The 16,767-nt window shown below is 47.9% G+C and carries 17 protein-coding genes; 7 read left to right on the top strand and 10 right to left on the bottom strand.

The genetic code is table 11. The features are described 5' to 3' along the window. Positions 1-261: 261 nt before the first annotated feature. From K0T92_RS13375 to K0T92_RS13365, 3 genes are all read right to left on the bottom strand, one after another. On the bottom strand, positions 262-807 hold the full coding sequence (locus K0T92_RS13375; protein ID WP_219872982.1) for a PadR family transcriptional regulator: 546 nt from the start codon (positions 805-807) through the stop codon (positions 262-264). A 91-nt stretch (positions 808-898) separates the two neighbouring features. Continuing rightward, positions 899-2,059, bottom strand: a complete 1,161-nt coding sequence (locus tag K0T92_RS13370; RefSeq protein WP_219872981.1) for a YhgE/Pip domain-containing protein — start codon at positions 2,057-2,059, stop codon at positions 899-901. 31 nt (positions 2,060-2,090) lie between these two features. Then, on the bottom strand, positions 2,091-3,269 hold the full coding sequence (locus tag K0T92_RS13365) for a YhgE/Pip domain-containing protein (protein ID WP_219872980.1): 1,179 nt from the start codon (positions 3,267-3,269) through the stop codon (positions 2,091-2,093). A 278-nt stretch (positions 3,270-3,547) separates the two neighbouring features. Here K0T92_RS13365 and K0T92_RS13360 point away from each other — a divergent pair, with 278 nt between their 5' ends. Beyond that, the gene (locus K0T92_RS13360) at positions 3,548-4,267 is read left to right on the top strand and encodes a DUF4386 domain-containing protein (RefSeq protein ID WP_219872979.1); all 720 of its coding nucleotides are present in this window, start codon (positions 3,548-3,550) and stop codon (positions 4,265-4,267) included. 14 nt (positions 4,268-4,281) lie between these two features. On the opposite strand, the gene K0T92_RS13355 is transcribed toward K0T92_RS13360, so the two are convergent. Then, complete coding sequence (locus K0T92_RS13355) at positions 4,282-4,866, bottom strand: Crp/Fnr family transcriptional regulator (protein WP_219872978.1); 585 nt, start codon at positions 4,864-4,866, stop codon at positions 4,282-4,284. 201 nt (positions 4,867-5,067) lie between these two features. On the opposite strand from K0T92_RS13355, the gene K0T92_RS13350 reads away from it, so the two are divergent. Continuing rightward, a complete protein-coding gene (locus K0T92_RS13350) occupies positions 5,068-5,982 on the top strand; it encodes a haloalkane dehalogenase (protein ID WP_219872977.1) in 915 nt (304 codons plus the stop codon). A 111-nt stretch (positions 5,983-6,093) separates the two neighbouring features. Here K0T92_RS13350 and katG read toward each other — a convergent pair whose 3' ends face one another. The 4 genes from katG to K0T92_RS13330 form a co-directional block, all read right to left on the bottom strand. Further along, positions 6,094-8,268, bottom strand: a complete 2,175-nt coding sequence (gene katG / locus K0T92_RS13345; protein ID WP_219873056.1) for a catalase/peroxidase HPI — start codon at positions 8,266-8,268, stop codon at positions 6,094-6,096. 234 nt (positions 8,269-8,502) lie between these two features. Then, the gene (locus K0T92_RS13340; RefSeq protein WP_246628136.1) at positions 8,503-8,925 is read right to left on the bottom strand and encodes a hypothetical protein; all 423 of its coding nucleotides are present in this window, start codon (positions 8,923-8,925) and stop codon (positions 8,503-8,505) included. Between the two features lie 24 nt (positions 8,926-8,949). Next, positions 8,950-9,450: a LytTR family DNA-binding domain-containing protein gene (locus K0T92_RS13335; protein WP_246628135.1), complete on the bottom strand. Its 501-nt coding sequence runs from the start codon at positions 9,448-9,450 to the stop codon at positions 8,950-8,952. Positions 9,451-9,513: 63 nt separating this feature from the next. After that, the gene (locus K0T92_RS13330; protein ID WP_246628134.1) at positions 9,514-10,629 is read right to left on the bottom strand and encodes a serine hydrolase domain-containing protein; all 1,116 of its coding nucleotides are present in this window, start codon (positions 10,627-10,629) and stop codon (positions 9,514-9,516) included. Between the two features lie 406 nt (positions 10,630-11,035). Between K0T92_RS13330 and K0T92_RS13325 the strand changes: the two genes are divergently transcribed. The 3 genes from K0T92_RS13325 to K0T92_RS13315 all read left to right on the top strand — a co-directional run bounded on the left by K0T92_RS13325 (position 11,036) and on the right by K0T92_RS13315 (position 12,288). Further along, the gene (locus K0T92_RS13325) at positions 11,036-11,458 is read left to right on the top strand and encodes a DoxX family protein (RefSeq protein WP_219872975.1); all 423 of its coding nucleotides are present in this window, start codon (positions 11,036-11,038) and stop codon (positions 11,456-11,458) included. Between the two features lie 81 nt (positions 11,459-11,539). Next, a complete protein-coding gene (locus tag K0T92_RS13320) occupies positions 11,540-11,869 on the top strand; it encodes an ArsR/SmtB family transcription factor (RefSeq protein WP_219872974.1) in 330 nt (109 codons plus the stop codon). Continuing rightward, entirely contained in the window at positions 11,866-12,288 is a 423-nt protein-coding gene (locus K0T92_RS13315; protein WP_219872973.1) for an SRPBCC family protein, read from the top strand. Before K0T92_RS13320 ends, K0T92_RS13315 begins: the two co-directional genes overlap by 4 nt. A 379-nt stretch (positions 12,289-12,667) precedes the next feature. Here the strand turns inward: K0T92_RS13315 and K0T92_RS13310 are convergent, their stop codons facing one another. Then, on the bottom strand, positions 12,668-13,252 hold the full coding sequence (locus K0T92_RS13310; protein WP_219872972.1) for a TetR/AcrR family transcriptional regulator: 585 nt from the start codon (positions 13,250-13,252) through the stop codon (positions 12,668-12,670). Between the two features lie 56 nt (positions 13,253-13,308). Further along, positions 13,309-13,737, bottom strand: a complete 429-nt coding sequence (locus tag K0T92_RS13305) for a VOC family protein (protein ID WP_219872971.1) — start codon at positions 13,735-13,737, stop codon at positions 13,309-13,311. Between the two features lie 627 nt (positions 13,738-14,364). On the opposite strand from K0T92_RS13305, the gene K0T92_RS13300 reads away from it, so the two are divergent. Then, positions 14,365-15,603 carry a saccharopine dehydrogenase family protein gene (locus K0T92_RS13300; RefSeq protein ID WP_219872970.1) on the top strand — a complete coding sequence of 413 codons (1,239 nt, stop codon included), beginning with the start codon at positions 14,365-14,367 and terminating at the stop codon, positions 15,601-15,603. Position 15,604: 1 nt separating this feature from the next. Next, positions 15,605-16,732 carry a carboxynorspermidine decarboxylase gene (gene nspC / locus K0T92_RS13295; RefSeq protein ID WP_219872969.1) on the top strand — a complete coding sequence of 376 codons (1,128 nt, stop codon included), beginning with the start codon at positions 15,605-15,607 and terminating at the stop codon, positions 16,730-16,732. Positions 16,733-16,767: the final 35 nt, after the last annotated feature.

Here is a 16,767-nt window from a genome sequence, read left to right as displayed (position 1 = left end):
ATGTCATCCGATTGGCGTACTTCTATACCCACTAATCATAAAAGTGTAACCGGTTTGGAAAAAGAGAAAATAGCTTCTTATAAATTGCTTATTTTCAGATCGCCTCCCCCAAGGACAGAAAAATACCCTATAACCGCTAACGGGCTATAGGGCGCAAGACGCAGGAATGCTTACTTCTATATGATTGCCGCGCCAACTGGTTACCGGGAATACCATCCTCCAAGTCCACGGGCTAGTATAATGGGTCCTTGCTTGGTATATTCAAGATTGCTTCTGGAGCAGCAGCTGCAATCGTTCAAATGCATTCAACTCCGCCTTCAAGCTTTCGGTAGAATTCATAACAATAAAATCAGCAAATTCAACACGACGAAACTCGTCAAATTCCAGGTTCTCATTGCTTTCTTTATGAAGAGCTTCAATCCATTCGATTTTTTTCTTGATTTCGAGAATGGTTTCACTAACCATATAGGAAAGGCGGCTATGATCTACGAGATCAATGAATAGCAGCGAAGAGTACAACAATTGAATGGACCTGGCATGCTTAAAGGTTTCATATATACTTTCCTTAAGTGCCTTCCGGCCCTCTTCCGTGATCCCATACGTCGTTTTACTCGGCCGGTTGTCCCCCTGAACATCCTGCACTTTTTGAATGAGACCCTTTTTATATAGAAAATCAAAATTATAGTACAGGTTTCCGTCCGTAATTTCCAGAACATCCTTCGTATATTTGCTAATCATTTTTTTCACACTGTAAGGATGATGGTCTTCTTTGCTCAATAAACCTAGAATGAATATTTGAAGTGACATTGCGAACCTCCTGAACGGTTATAGAAAAGGGAAGACGGATACCATTATCGTATCACGAACCCCATGCTATCGACCATTTTATTTCCCCAGCCTAGGCCGCTGCTTCAACTTCCTGCTTGCCTTTATTCGCTCCGGAAGCGGATTGGAATCCGTTAATGACCATAGAAATCAGCAAGGCTGCCGCACCAACAATCCCCATCATGCCTATAGTCTCTGCAGCAGCGCCGCCACCAAACAGCAGGCTGTATCCCGATTGGACGCTGTAATACGTTACGGAGATGTGACTGATGAATTTATACACTGCTGGCATCATATCCTGTGGCATGACCGAACCACTGCAGACCGTCTGGATCAGCATGAGCGGCATGTTGATAAAGGCGCCGGCTTGACCCAGCAGCATCGCAAAGAGACCGGTTACGCCCATTGCAACGAACATCGCCAAGGCATTCGTCAACCACATACTAACAAATACATCGGCCCCATAGCCTTGAAATAAGAAATAAATCGTTAGACCGACAAGCGGAACAACGAGGGCAACAAGGGCATTCCCCGTTTGCATCGCCCAAAATGATTGCCATTTGCCAAACTTCATTTTCATTTGTTTGAGCTGGGCTGCCGCCATCATCGTAAATATCATAGCCCCTACGTAGCTTGCCAGCGTCAGGAAGAATGGAGCCATCATGTTATGCATGCCCGTTGGCGGCGTATTGGAGTTGATAATGTTTGATTTCACTTTATTGGCAACGTTCGCAGCCTGTTGTCCCGCCTGGTCTTCCGGCAAATTCAACCCTTGGAGAATGCCTTTCATAGTCTCCATCCCCAGCTGATTCTTGATACCGTCTGAGAATTGGGTTGCGACAGTTTGCATGGTCATGCTTGTCATCTGTGGATTGGATTGATTGATATAGAAATCCAGCTCTGCTTGTTCGTTCTGCTGCGTCAGCTTCTGCGTAAAGTCCGCTGGAATATGCACAACCATATGGAGATTGCCTTCGTCGAGCTCCTCCTTAGCCTGCCCAAACGGCAGGCCGCTTACCATCTTGAACGGGAGCTGGCCCTCAAGCTTCGCGGCCATCTCTGCTCCATACTGCGTATCCTCATTGATAATAGCGACTGTAAGCTCTGAGACATTGTCTAGCGCAGGCTTGAACCCGGCCATAAATATGGTAATAAATACTGCCTGGATGAAAATCGTCATCGCTATGCCGCCAATGATTGATTTGCTCTTAAGATATTCAATAACTGTTCTCATGGAATCTCCGTCTCCTTCTTACCTGTTTCTCTTAGTTTGCGTTCCCAACCAACGCTGCCGACTCCACTTCTATCTCCGCTTTTGTCGTATTAGAAGCCGCCTTGAGCTTATGAATGACCAGATTGATAAGTAAGGCTGCCGCGCCAATGACGCCCATCATGCTGATGCTTTCTGCCACGTTGCCCCCGCCGAAGAGCAAGCTATAATCCGTCTCCACACTGTAATGCAGAACAGAGAAGCTGCTGAAGAACTTGAAGAATCCGGACATCATTTCTTGAGGCATGATCGCTCCGGTGCCAATAACTTGAATCAGTAGATAAGGCATATTGATCAGCATCGCCGCTTGCCCTAACAGCATAGTGATGACACTGGTCACTTGTACCGCCACGAACATTTCCAAGGCATGAGACAGCCACATGCGGAAGAATACATCAGCCCCGTACCCTTGAATTGCGAAGTAGATGCCAAGACCGACAAGTGGTCCAATGAGTGACAGTCCCATAATAAGGCCTTGCAAGGTAAAGAAGGCCCTCCATTTCCCGTGCTTGCTCTTCAGTTTATTCAGCGTGCTTACCGCCATCATCGAGAAGATCATCGCTCCTACATAAGACACGATTGTAAGGAACATCGGCGCCATCAAGTTATGCATGCCCGCAGGTGGAACATTGGATGGAATCATATTCGTCTTCACCTTGTTGACTGCGCCCTCAGCAAGTGAGACCGCTTGCTCCTCAGGCACCTGCATTCCTTGCAGAATGCTCTGCATACTCTCCACTTTCAGCTGTTGGCTGAGCTCGCTGGCAATCTGGTTCGCAACCGTCTGCATCGTGCTGCTTACAGTCTGAGCCGTTGCGTTATTGATGAAAAAATTTAATTGAACCTGCTCCTCCGGCTTCGTTAAATGGCTGGTGAAGTCGGCCGGAATATGCACAACCATAGATAGATCATGCTCATCAAGCTCTTGCTTGGCCTGGTCGAGCGTTAGATCGCTCTTCATCTTGAATGGCAATTCTTCTTTGATCCGCTCTGCAAACTCAGCCCCATACTCCGCATCCTCATTAACGATCGCGACAGTCAGCTCCGTTAAATTCCTGGGAACCGCACTATAGCCACCCATGTAAATGGTGATCATAATAATTTGGTAAAAAATAAGCATCGTTATTCCGCCAACAAATAATTTGTCCTTCAAATAATCCACAACAATTTTCATATGGCTCTTACTCCTCCAAGTCTTTTACTTTGTATATATTACTCTGTACAGAGTAATTCTAATTGCTTTATGTTATTAAATCCACGAACATTTGTCAATCCTATACGTACTTGCCGACAGCAAAAAGACGCGGCAGGAATGTCGTTCGCACGGAACACTCCTGTCGCGTCACCTTGAAGGTATACGCCCTTCGGGCATGATCTTGATTTAAGTCAATGACCAGACACATTCCTCCTGATTACAATGAAAATAAAAAATGTCATCCAGGAGGCTATATTATGACGATCTCAGTCGAAGAACGATCCAATCAGCGAAACTCCGCTTTAACTGCCGGCATTTCGCTTATCATCATGGCCATTGCCGGATTTTTTTCCTATGGCTTTGTCCATGGAAGCCTTGTTGTGCAAGGGGATGCCAGCGCCACGTTCAACAACATCGCAGCATCCAGCACCCTTTTCAAAGGTGCAATCTTTGGCTGGCTTATCATCCTGATTGCTGACATTCTGGTCGCTTGGGCATTGTATGTGTTTCTGGAGCCCATTCATAAAAGCCTTTCATTGCTCGGCGCATGGCTCCGTCTTGCCTATTCGACTATATTGGGAATTGCCATACTGAACTTACTCGTTGTGCAGCTTCTCTTGAGGCATACGAACGATTCATCCTCATTCGAGATCGGACAAACACAATCCCTTGTGATGCTATTCATGGAAGCATTCGAAGCGATTTGGTCTATTGGCTTGATCGTTTTTGGCGGACATCTGTTGATTGTGGGCTATGTGGCTTTACAATCAGAGGGCATTCCTAAAACCATCAGCATTTTATTGCTGCTTGCATCCATAGGCTACATGGTCATTCATCTAGGCAAAACATTTCTTCCGCACGATGATGGAGTAATTGCCATACTTAACTTTGTATTTATTATACCAATGACTGCAGGAGAGCTAGGCTTTGGCATCTGGCTGCTGCTCCGGGGAGGCAAGCTCTCCAGAAGCGCATGACAACTTCGACTTCCCTACAAATCACTGGTTTGGACCCGCTTCTTGATTCTGCTTAATGACTCGGGCGTAATACCAAGATAGCTCGCTAACTGATGCTGGGGTACACGATCGACTAGTTGAGGTCTTTTTTGCAATAGCGCCTTGTAGCGTTCTTCAGGTGTCGAAGCGATAAATGAAGTCCATTCCTCTTGTACCTCGCCCAGGTTGTCCTCCACCATCTTGCGTACCATGGTTTCCAATTGGGAGTGCTTATGAAACATGCTATTCTCGGCATCAAGATCACCAACAACCAGCATACAGTCTTCCAGACAAGTTAAGGTGTACGGGGATGACTTATCTTGTTGATGGCGATTGAAGATCGAGACCGCTTGCTCCTCGGTATAGAAATTGGATGTGACTTCTTTTCCCGCTTCATCGATCGAGTGCTGCCGGACACATCCCTTCAACACGAAATAACATGTTGCAGGGACATCCCCTTGCCTGAGGAGCACAGTTCCCTTCCTATATTCCTCAACAAGGATATCTTCAGCGATAGCCTGCTGCTCCTCCTCGTTAAGAGATGTAAACCTGGTCATATACTTGAACAATATGCTTTTCATTATTATCTCCTCTCATCGCGTACATGAAGGTATTATCGTTATCGTTAATCCCATCATACCACCTAACGTCCTGGCTCTGCGCATTGGGCACAGCCTGGTTGGCTTCGGCCGAAGCTGTCGCATTTTTACAATGAGCAGTCTCCGGCAGAATGATACAATCTGGGTATAGACGCATCTAACCAAAGAGGAGTTGTATCCCTGATGTCCACACTAGAAACGCAGCCGATCGGACAAGACTATCCGTTCGAATCGCAATATAGGATAGTGAACGATCATCGCCTACATTACATGGATCAAGGAACCGGCGATCCGGTCGTCTTTCTTCACGGCAATCCCACATGGTCGTACACATTCCGCAATATCATTCCTTATGTTCAGCACTCCAACCGCTGCATTGCGGTCGACTTGATCGGGATGGGCCGATCCGACAAGCCGGACATTGGATACACGTTTCTGGAGCACGTCGATTATGTGACCCGGTTTATCGAGGAACTGGGACTTAGCGACATCGTTCTTGTCGGACACGACTGGGGAGTGGCGATTGGTTTGCAGTACGCGATGAATCATCGCGACAAGGTCAAAGCTGTTGCGATGATTGAACCGCAAGCATTGTACCCCAATCACGCTTGGTCAGACTTCTCCCCTGCGGAAGCACAGTCATTGTTCCAGACGCTGCGCGATCCGGAGAAGGGCTGGCCGTTCATGCGGGACAACAGCGTGTTTATCGAAGGGATGACGACCACGATCATTAACCGGCCAATCACGGCGGAGGAGCATGAACAGTATCGGGAGCCTTTCCGCAATCCGGAGGATCGGAAGCCGATGTGGGTGTTCCCGAACCAAATCCCGATAGAAGGACATCCGTCCGAAGTCGTGGAAGCTGTGATGAACCGCAATGCCTGGTTTACTGCCTCCCCTATACCGAAGCTGCTGATCTATGCAACGCCCGGCTGCACCGTGCGCGAGCCGCAGATCAACTGGTGCCGGACACATTTGCACAACCTGACCCTCTGCGATAGCGGGAAAGGATTCCACTATTTGACAGAAGAAAATCCCCATGTCATTGGTCAAGAATTGCAGCGATGGCTGCATCAGATCAATGAATCATGCAGATAAACAACGCTATTCCCCTGATGCCGATTAAACGAAAAGACCTCAATTTCCACTGCAAAGTGGAGACTGAGGTCCTAACGCTTATAAAATTCGAAGACCTGGCTCTCGGCCAGCTTAATTCAAGTCAAACCGATCCGCGTTCATGACCTTCACCCAAGCGGCGATGAAATCGCGCACGAACTTTTCTTGGTTATCATCTTGCGCATACACTTCCGCAATGGCACGCAGAATAGAGTTCGAGCCGAATACAAGATCAACGATAGTCGCTGTACGCACAACTTCACCAGTTACGCGGTCACGTCCCTCGTATATGCCTTCGCCAGCAGGCTTCCACTGAACACCCATATCAAGCAAGTTAACAAAGAAGTCGTTCGTGAGTGTGCCTGCGCGATCAGTGAACACGCCGTGCTTCGTATCGCCGAAATTTGCACCTAACACACGCAGGCCGCCAACGAGCACCGTCATTTCCGGAGCGGTAAGGTTTAGCAGCTGTGCCTTGTCAACCAGAAGCTCTGCTGGACTGACACTGTACTGCTTTTTTTGATAGTTGCGGAAACCATCCGCGAGCGGTTCCAGCACCGCAAAGCTCTCTATATCCGTTTGCTCTTGCGTGGCATCGCCGCGTCCGGCAGCGAAGGGAACGGTCACAGCAAAGCCTGCATCTCTTGCAGCTTTTTCAACTGCAGCGCTGCCGCCCAGCACGATCAAATCGGCCAAGCTTACTTTCTTGTCGAGATCAGCTTGAATGGCCTCCAATGTGGCGAGCACCTTCGCAAGCTGCACCGGCTGATTCGCTTCCCAATCCTTCTGCGGTGCAAGACGGATTCGGGAACCGTTAGCGCCGCCACGCATATCGGAGCCGCGGAAGGTGCTAGCCGAAGCCCAAGCCGTCGTTACCAGCTCGCGAGCCGTAAGTCCGGAGCTTAGAATCCTGGATTTAAGCTCTTCTGTTTCCGCGTCCGTTAATTCATAATCAGCAGCCCGTACAGGATCTTGCCAGATCAGAACTTCTTCCGGAACTTCCGGGCCGAGATATCTAGCGCGAGGACCCATGTCGCGGTGTGTGAGCTTGAACCATGCGCGAGCGAATGCTTCCGCGAATACATCCGGATTCTCATAGAAACGGCGAGAAATCTTCTCGTACTCCGGATCCACACGCAATGCCATATCTGCTGTGGTCATCATCGTCGGAATACGAATAGACGAATCTTCTGCGTCCGGTGCAAGATGCTCCTCTGCAGGATTTACAGGGGCCCACTGATGTGCGCCTGCCGGACTCTTCGTAAGCTCCCATTCATATCCAAACAGCAGTTCAAAATAACCATTATCCCACTGCGTCGGATTCGCGGTCCAAGCTCCTTCAACACCGCTGGTGATGGTGTCCCGACCTTTGCCGGAGCCGTGAGTGCTTATCCAGCCCAAGCCTTGTGCTTCAATAGAAGCAGCTTCCGGCTCAGCCCCGACATGTGCGGCATCACCCGCCCCGTGAGCTTTGCCAAACGTATGTCCACCGGCGACGAGCGCCACAGTTTCTTCGTCGTTCATTCCCATCCGCTTGAACGTTTCGCGAATATCACGAGCACTTGCAAGCGGATTGGGATTGCCATTGGGACCTTCTGGATTCACATAGATAAGCCCCATCTGAACAGCAGCAAGCGGATTCTCCAGCTCACGATCGCCTTTGTAACGCTTGTCTCCCAGCCACTCTGTTTCAGCACCCCAATAGATATCTTCTTCCGGATGCCATACGTCCTCACGTCCGCCACCGAATCCGAACGTCTTGCCGCCCATAGATTCAATAGCAACATTGCCCGTTAGAACGAACAAGTCGGCCCAGGAGATCCTATTCCCATACTTTTGCTTAATCGGCCACAGCAGTCGACGCGCCTTATCGAGATTGCCGTTGTCAGGCCAGCTGTTAAGGGGAGCAAAGCGCTGCGTGCCTGATCCAGCCCCGCCGCGTCCATCGCCAGTACGGTAAGTGCCTGCGGAGTGCCAAGCCATGCGTATAAAGAACGGACCATAATGTCCGTAGTCGGCTGGCCACCAATCTTGACTATTTATCATTAGATCTCGAAGATCCTGCTTAAGCGCCTGGTAGTCCAATTTCCCGAATTCCTCTGCATAATTAAACCCTTCGCCCATCGGATTCGTTTTTCTATCATGCTGGTGGAGAATGTTCAGGTTCAACTGGTTCGGCCACCAATCTTTATTCGATGTACCACTCGATTTATGACTTGTCGCGCTGCCGTGATGCATCGGGCATTTTCCCGCATTGCCATTACCCATCTCCATGCTCATCGCTCCTATAATTATAATTAATATTATTTAATAATTATTATAGTTTAAGGGCATTTGCGGTGAAAAGCAACTTTTTATTTTTCTACTTATTCTGAGTAATTCTACGCCCCCTAGTATATGTCCTCCCGAACCGAACAAGACCAATTACCATGTTCTTACTTTATTATAAGAAAAAGCACAACACCTCTTCCATAACTCGGAAAATATGCTGTGCTTTTTGCCCTAAAGTTCATTATCTTCAATCATTGCTTTAAATGTTTTCAACTTATTCTGAGCTCGGCGATACATCATATAATCAAACAGATTTGCGATGCAAATAATACTGAGCACGATCAATAATACTGGCGTGAATTCCCCTTCGTCCTCCATTTCACTGCTTGTGACCAGAAGCAAGGATGCCATAATAAATGTCGTAACGATCACTGCAATCAGGTTGTTTATGAAGAAGTACGTTCGGGAATTTGCCATTCGAATCGGGAGTATGGAGGTTAGCCATTCGGTAATAAATCCAATGATGAACCCTACACTTCCGCTGGCTAATACCGTTACAACCTTATACTTGAACAGCACCTCTGCATGGCCATACAACTGCAGGATAATGCCAATGAAGAGGCCAAGAAAAAAGGACTTTATAACATTTTCCAAATTAATTTTCTCCATAGTTGTCTCCTATATATTGAGTGTGTTCCTAAGCTTTTTCGAGAACATTTTTGATACTTCCAGCTCGGTGTTATTATCCATTCGAAGGACATATCTGGAGTTGAACCACGGGATAATTTCTTTAACGTGCAGCAAATTAACGAGCTGTGATTTGTTGATTCGTATAAAACCTTTTGCCGCCCATATGTTCTCATAATAGTGCAAGGTTTCCTTGATGCTGTAACGACTACCCTTTGTATAGGCCATAATGCCTTCAGAGCCCGCTTCCAGATATAGAACATCCCTTGGTTCCATAACTGCAAATTTATTCTCACTCAAGCCCGTAAGCGTATTCGTAAAATGGATGTCTGCTCGGATACCAGAGACCAGCAGCTTGATCACATCCATGTAATCGATGGCATCGAATACAATACTAAGCTTGTCGCTTGGCAGGTCATATCCTTTTTCAACGAGCACCCAGTCACTGTCTTGCTTAATCTCGATGCTGTATTTGGATAGTTCTTGCTTCAATTTCTCATACACCTTATTTGAACACAATAATTGAACCATCATGTCTCCTCATGACAGAAGTATTTATTCCACTATCATCCTATCATAGATCATCCTTATTTTTACTAATTCCTCTATACCTTTCTCCGCAAAATCAAGCGATCCAAAATTCGCTATAAAATAGGTATCCTTCTCTTTATCATAGAGGACATAAGATCCTGTAGCTCCCACGCCGCCATACACATCCGTCATGGAGCTTAATCCTAACAGAAATGACAACTCGCTAAAGTCAAAATACATCATGCCCATCCCATAATAAATCCCTTTGTCATAGCGGTGATTAAAATCCGTCATCTCTTCATAAACTTCATCCGATACTAAAGTCCCCGTTTCGAAAGCCTTCATGAACGTTAACAGATCATTCATCGTGGTAACAACACCACCGCCCGACCAATCAACCGATAATGCGTTTCTGTCGCTGTAGTCAATGCCATTGATATAAATCCCCAGAATATCGGCCGGTTCATCCTGATAAAACATGAGATAGCTATCCTTCATGCCCAAGGGCTGGAATATTCGTTCCTCCAAGATCGCCGAGTAAGGCTTTCCCTCAATCGCTTCCAGAATGAAGCCAAGCAGAATATACCCCGTATCCGAATAATAAAATTGTTGTCCTGGCTTTCCAATCGGAGCCTGATTGTCTCTAGTAAACGCGACCAGCTCTTCTGGCGTAAATGAAAGATTCGGATTAGATGTCAGCATCTCCAGCATAGGCTCCCCGCTTATTACCGGACCTTCGAAATAATCGCCAACCCCTGATGTATGGCTCAGCAGCTGCCTCAGTGTTACCTGACCGCTATAATCCGTGCCGTCTACCACAAATAATCCTTTCAGGATGTCAGCATCCAGCCAGGCATTGATTTTGTCGTCAAAGTTGATTTTACCTTCGTCCACCAACATGCCATAGATAGCCGCACACATCGTTTTACCGACGCTGGCTGCGTGATATTGACTGTCGGGTTGAACAGGTTGATCTGTCGTGCGATTCTTCGTACCCACTGCAAATTGCTCGAAGTAGCCCGTCCGGTTGGAGTAAATGGTCAATAATGCGCTGGATAACGAATCATGATTCGCTACGATTTCTGTTAGCTGTTCTCCTATCTTCTCCGTAACGGCCGCTTGCGGTATCGGCCTGTTCATGTAGGCTAAGACCCCAAATCCAATTCCAGCCAGGATGATTATGCCGACCACTATTCGAATCCCTATTCTCATCATATGGGCCACCTTTCGCTTCATGTACTTGTCATACATTAATCTAGTCGATGGTTCAGGATTTAGATACGCGTTTGAACCAAGCGGTCAAAATTCAAGGCTAAGACGACTTTTTTGCGGTCTTACAATGGGCAAGGAATTCGATAGCGTGACAGAGTAAGAAGCCTTCGGGACAGCCCCCTCTTCTCGCAATCCGACGCAAAGATGTTGTTGACAGGACACCAAATGGTGTCGTATTATAAAAGCAACACCAAATGGTGTCGCATCGGAGATTGATCATCTGGAAAACTTGAAGCCTGAATAAGACTTGGAACAATGAGAAGGAGGAACAATAATGAGTACGATTGTTGGTGCGGAAATAGCCGCGAAAGTAGAAATCCCCTCCCGAGGGAAAATGATTGCTTATTGGTCCGTTACCTTTCTGCTCGCAGCAGCTGTTATGTTAAGCGGTATCGGGCAGCTGATGCAGTATGGGGGGAACCTTGAGCTCGTGACGAATCTTGGGTACCCTTTATACGTCTTGACCATTCTCGGGATATGGAAGGCGCTCGGGGCCATCGCTCTTCTCGTGCCAGGCTTCCCCCGGCTCAAAGAATGGGCTCACGCTGGCATCTTCTTTTTAATGACTGGGGCGGCCTTATCACATCTGCTCGCTAACGATAATGGTGACAGCGGGTTTGCTATTATCCTTCCGCTTGCGTATGCTGCGCTCAATATCGCCTCGTGGGCGCTTCGTCCTAAGAGCCGCACACTTTAAGGAGGTGATGAAATTAACAGCTGTCCCTTCGTACCATCTATAGGTTTCTATTACAGCAAATAATGTTTTGGAGGGGGGGCTATGAGCGAGAACAACCCGCTGCGGGATGTGTTCGACGCGATTGCAGATCCAACCAGGCGCCGGTTGATTCGTCTGTTAGCGGAGGCTGAGGAGATACCGCTCCATGAGTTGGCTTCACAGTTTCCAATGGGCCGCACAGCGGTATCCAAGCATTTGACAATCCTTAAAGAGGCCGGACTGGTGCTTGACCGAAAAGTCGGCAGAGAAACGCGATTCCGGCTGAACGCCTCTCCACTCAAAGAAGTTCAAGATTGGTTAGCTTTCTACAGCAAATTCTGGCACACAAATTTATTGCGCTTAAACCAACTATTAGAGGAGGAAGAAGAATGAGTCTAGCATTAACCCTGGATTTCCAGTACACAACAACGATCGAGAAGCTTTGGTCCGCCTTAACCGATTCAAGCAAGCTTGCCAAGTGGGTGGCGAACATCCATACAGGTGTGGGGATGGAGAATGACTTCAAGCCCGTCGTCGGACACCGGTTCCAGTTCCGCACTCAGCCGTCTGAGTATTGGGATGGCGTAATTGACGGAGAAGTGCTTATCGTGGAAGAGCCAAACCGGATATCCTATACTTGGGCCAGCGGAGAGGAGAAGCACACGGTCATCTGGACGCTGCAGGATTTAGGGGAAGGAAAGGTTAATCTGCATCTCGAACAAACCGGATTCTCCAATGTTCATGGTCTCGAGGGCGCCAAATATGGCTGGAGCAAATGGTGCGGCGATCTTGACAAGGTGTTGGCGCAGTAACCGTATTCGACATACAAACAAATTGAAAACCTTCCATTTGGAGCAAGCTAGAAGCAATGCTCTAATGGGAGGTTTTGTCATGCTACTTGACACCGTGATCCGTTTGGGAAGCTCCTAGGCGGCGAACATGCCTGCGTAACAGCAGGCTTTCTCTTCATTCCTTCCTGCTAAAGATGAAATGCCTGCCAAAGCGCAGGCATTTCATCTTTAGTGGCCTCAATCGGCCCTTTCTACCGCATATTCCTGCACAATCGCAGGCTTTCCAGCTCTCGGTCATACTTTTAACCGAAATCCCTGCGCTTGCGCAGGATTTCTTCTCTGCTGCAGCAGCCGACCTCCGCCGCACAGCTTGTCAATAAGCAGCAGGCGCGGGTAATTGTTATTGCTTCAACCCCTCCAAGAATACAGCAAGCACCCCCATCGTTTCATCCAGAGCAGCAGGCTGAAAGGACTCGTTGGCCAGCCTCAGCGCCGTCTCATTCAATCCGCCCGAAATAAAATGGGTCATGGCATCAAGGGAAACCATCCGAAGATACCCCTTCTCCTGCATGATTCCAAGCTGCTCCCTCAATAAACGCATGGAATGGTTCTTATCCATCCCTCTCCACACTTCCCAGCCAAGAATCGCCGGGCCGTCGATCAGCATGACACGCCGATTCCGCTCTTCGACAGCAGCCATAATGAATCCGCGGCAGCCCGCGTAGAGCTGCTCCCATGCATCCTCGCTTGCCGATGCTTCCTGCTCCACCCTTTCGGCAACCTCTCGCTGGACATCTTCAAGTACGATTCGAAACAATTCCTTCTTACTGCGAAAATGATGATAGACCGCTCCTCGCGTCAGATTCGCCTCATGAACGATCGATTCCAATGCCGCACCAGCATAGCCGTAATTGGTAAAATGAGTTCTCGCGACTTCGATTAGCTTATGAATCGTTTCCGCAGTCTCTGCTTTGTTTCTTCTCATTATTCATTGTTCTCCATTCACATTCAGATGATTCGCTTGGGCATGCCAGTATTCCCTTATTTCCAGACCTCTTCGGAATATTGGGCGCTGAAATCATTGGAGGGCGGGATGACAGTAATAACATCAATTAATACCCCGCTCGGATCAGAGGTAATGAAATGCCGCTGGCCAAAATCCTCGCTCCGGATATCAAGCTCCAGCGGCAGCTTGGCTCCACGAATAAGACGTTCGTACTCCGCATCGACATCGTCCACTTCGATGTTAAGAATCAGCCCTTTCACTTTGGTCCTGTACGCACCTGGAATGGTCGGATGAGAGGCATCAAGAACAGCCAGTTCGAAGGGCCTGTCCTTGCCAAGCATTTTCAAGCTGATATACCAGTCCGCTTCAAAAACCTTCGTGAATCCAAAGTGCTCCTCGTAAAATGCCGCCGTGGAAACAACTTGATCTGTTAAAATAACGGGATAAAAGCCGGATACGTTCATAAAACAATTCCCCTCTCGGTTATGATAGCACCAATTTAACATACATTCTGTATGTATGTAAATGCCGAACCTTGCTCCACGGAGAAATATTAATTTATTAATAATTTTTTTCTTGCCCGATATACGCGATCCTGCTATTATGAAGGGGTATTAAATTTGGAAAGCTAATATTCAACACATGTAGGATCTTTCCAAGCAGATAATCTTTGACCACTTCCACAAGAAGTTAAGGCCATACGGACAGCCGGGTCAAATGCCGATCGGCAACTTTCGTTGCTTTATTGATTGAGTTAAAAGCTCAAATTTTATAAGTTGGTTACTTTACAACCAGTGCATCAGCACATCAACTTGTGAAACGGTCAATAAGAGTGGTAAAAGTAATTATTTGCTATATAGACTCTGATCCTAACATGATAGATTTGAATATGAAGAGCCTTTCCATGAAACGATTGCGTTTTATGGCTGACTGACAAGCGAGCAAGAGGGTTGTCTGGTCATGCTTATTGGGAATGTTTTAATATTTGATCATATCAAGCAAGTGTGATGCGCCATGATGCGTGTTTCGCTTGCTTTTTTTATGTTGTCGTTTTGCATTATAAAAATATAATTTGGTTAGGAGAACAAATAATGGGAAAAGCACTTGTCATCGGCGCCGGCGGCGTAGCATCAGTAGCCATTCATAAATGTGTTCAGAACAGCGAAGTTTTCGAGGAAATCTGCATCGCGAGCCGTACAAAATCCAAATGCGACGAACTCAAGGCGAAATTGGACGGCGGCAAAACCAAAATTACGACTGCACAGGTCGATGCTGACAATGTCGATGAGCTGATCGCTCTGATTAATGAAGTCAAGCCGGATATCGTTATGAACCTGGCTCTTCCTTACCAGGATTTGACGATCATGGATGCTTGCCTGGCCACCAGAACGCACTATATGGATACAGCAAACTATGAGCCGGAAGATACGGCCAAGTTCGAATATAAATGGCAGTGGGAATACCGCGAGCGCTTTGAGAAAGCTGGAATCACGGCTCTTCTGGGCAGCGGATTCGATCCAGGCGTAACTGGCGTATTTTCTGCTTATGCGCTGAAGCATTATTTTGACGAAATCGAATATATCGACATTCTGGATTGCAACGGCGGCGATCACGGCTATCCTTTCGCAACCAACTTCAACCCTGAGATCAACATCCGCGAAGTGTCCGCCAACGGACGCTACTGGGAGAACGGGGAATGGATCGAAACGAAGCCGATGGAAATCAAGCGTGTGTATAACTTTGCCGAGGTTGGCGAGAAGGACATGTATCTGCTATACCATGAAGAGCTTGAGTCCCTTGCGCAAAATATGCCTGGACTGAAGCGCATTCGCTTCTTCATGACCTTCGGCCCAAGCTACCTCATGCACCTGAAGGCTCTTGAGAACGTAGGAATGACTTCCATCGAACCGATCGAATATGAAGGAAAACAAATTATCCCGCTTCAATTCCTGAAGGCCATCCTTCCAGATCCGGCGTCCCTTGGACCTCGCACGGTGGGAAAAACCAACATTGGCTGTATCTTCAAAGGTAAAAAAGACGGCCAGGACAAGACTTACTATGTCTACAATATTTGTGACCACCAAGAGTGCTATAAGGAAGTGGGCTCCCAGGCTATCTCTTATACGACGGGCGTTCCTGCCATGATCGGCGCGGCTATGGTCTTGACCGGCAAATGGAATAAGCCGGGTGTATACAATATCGAGGAGTTCGATCCGGATCCGTTCATGGAAGAGCTGAACAAATGGGGACTTCCATGGGTAGAGAACTTCAACCCGGTGCTTGTGGACGCATTGCCTGAGGAAGCTAAGAAGCCGGAGCTCGTTCGCTAATATGCGGTTCGAGGAATTGCCGACGCCCTGCTTTGTAGTTGATGAAGCACTTATCGAGAAGAACCTGAACATCTTAAGCGGCATCATGCAGCGTACCGGAGCCAAGATCGTGCTGGCACAGAAAGCCTTTTCCATGACTGCCATGTATCCACTTATTGGACAATACTTAAGCGGCACTACCGCGAGCGGTTTATTCGAAGCACGGCTGGGTTATGAGGAAATGGGCAAAGAAAACCATGTCTTTGCCCCTGCCTATCGTGAGGATGAGATCGACGATATTATATCCATCTGCGATCATATTATTTTCAACTCCTTCTCCCAACTGGAGAAGTATAAAGCTAAAGCTCTTGCAGCCGGCAGAAAAGTGGGCATTCGCATCAATCCGGAATGCTCGACACAAGAGGGACATGAGATCTATGATCCATGTTCATCGGGATCGAGATTCGGCGTGCGGCGCGACGAGTTCCGTCCAGAGCTGCTTGAAGGCGTCTCGGGACTGCACTTCCATACCCTTTGCCAGCAGAACTCGGATGATCTGGAGACAACGCTGAATGCGGTCGAAGACAAGTTCGGGCCATGGCTGGCCCAAATGGAATGGATCAACTTTGGCGGCGGTCACCATATTACAAGAGATGACTATGATATCCCGAGACTCGAAGCCTGCATTCAACGCATGCAGCATAAATACGGCTTGGAAGTCTATCTCGAACCCGGAGAAGCCATCGCGCTCAATGCGGGCTATATGGTCACCTCCGTACTGGATATCCATAGGAACGGCATCGAGATTGCTATTGTGGACACGTCCGCTACATGCCATATGCCGGATGTTCTGGAAATGCCTTATCGTCCGCCGCTGTTCGGTTCGGGCGAAGCCGGCGAGAAGCCATACACCTATCGGCTCGGCGGTCCAACCTGTCTTACAGGCGATGTAATCGGCGACTATTCCTTTGATCAGCCCTTGAAGAACGGCGACAGATTAGTGTTTGGCGATATGGCGATCTACTCCATGGTCAAGACCAACACCTTCAACGGCATGCCGCTGCCAGCCATCGCCGTGCAGGACAAAGACGGCAATTGCCGCGTCGTCCGCGAGTTCGGCTATCAGGATTTTAAGATGAGACTCGCTTAATGAATAATCAAGGGGCTGTACCGAAAGTCCTAGTG

The sequence above is a fragment of the Paenibacillus oenotherae genome (assembly GCF_019443105.1).
Taxonomy (GTDB): Bacteria; Bacillota; Bacilli; order Paenibacillales; family Paenibacillaceae; genus Paenibacillus_Z; species Paenibacillus_Z oenotherae.
Note: the sequence above shows the minus strand (reverse complement) of the source record. Positions and strands in the feature narration are given on the sequence as shown.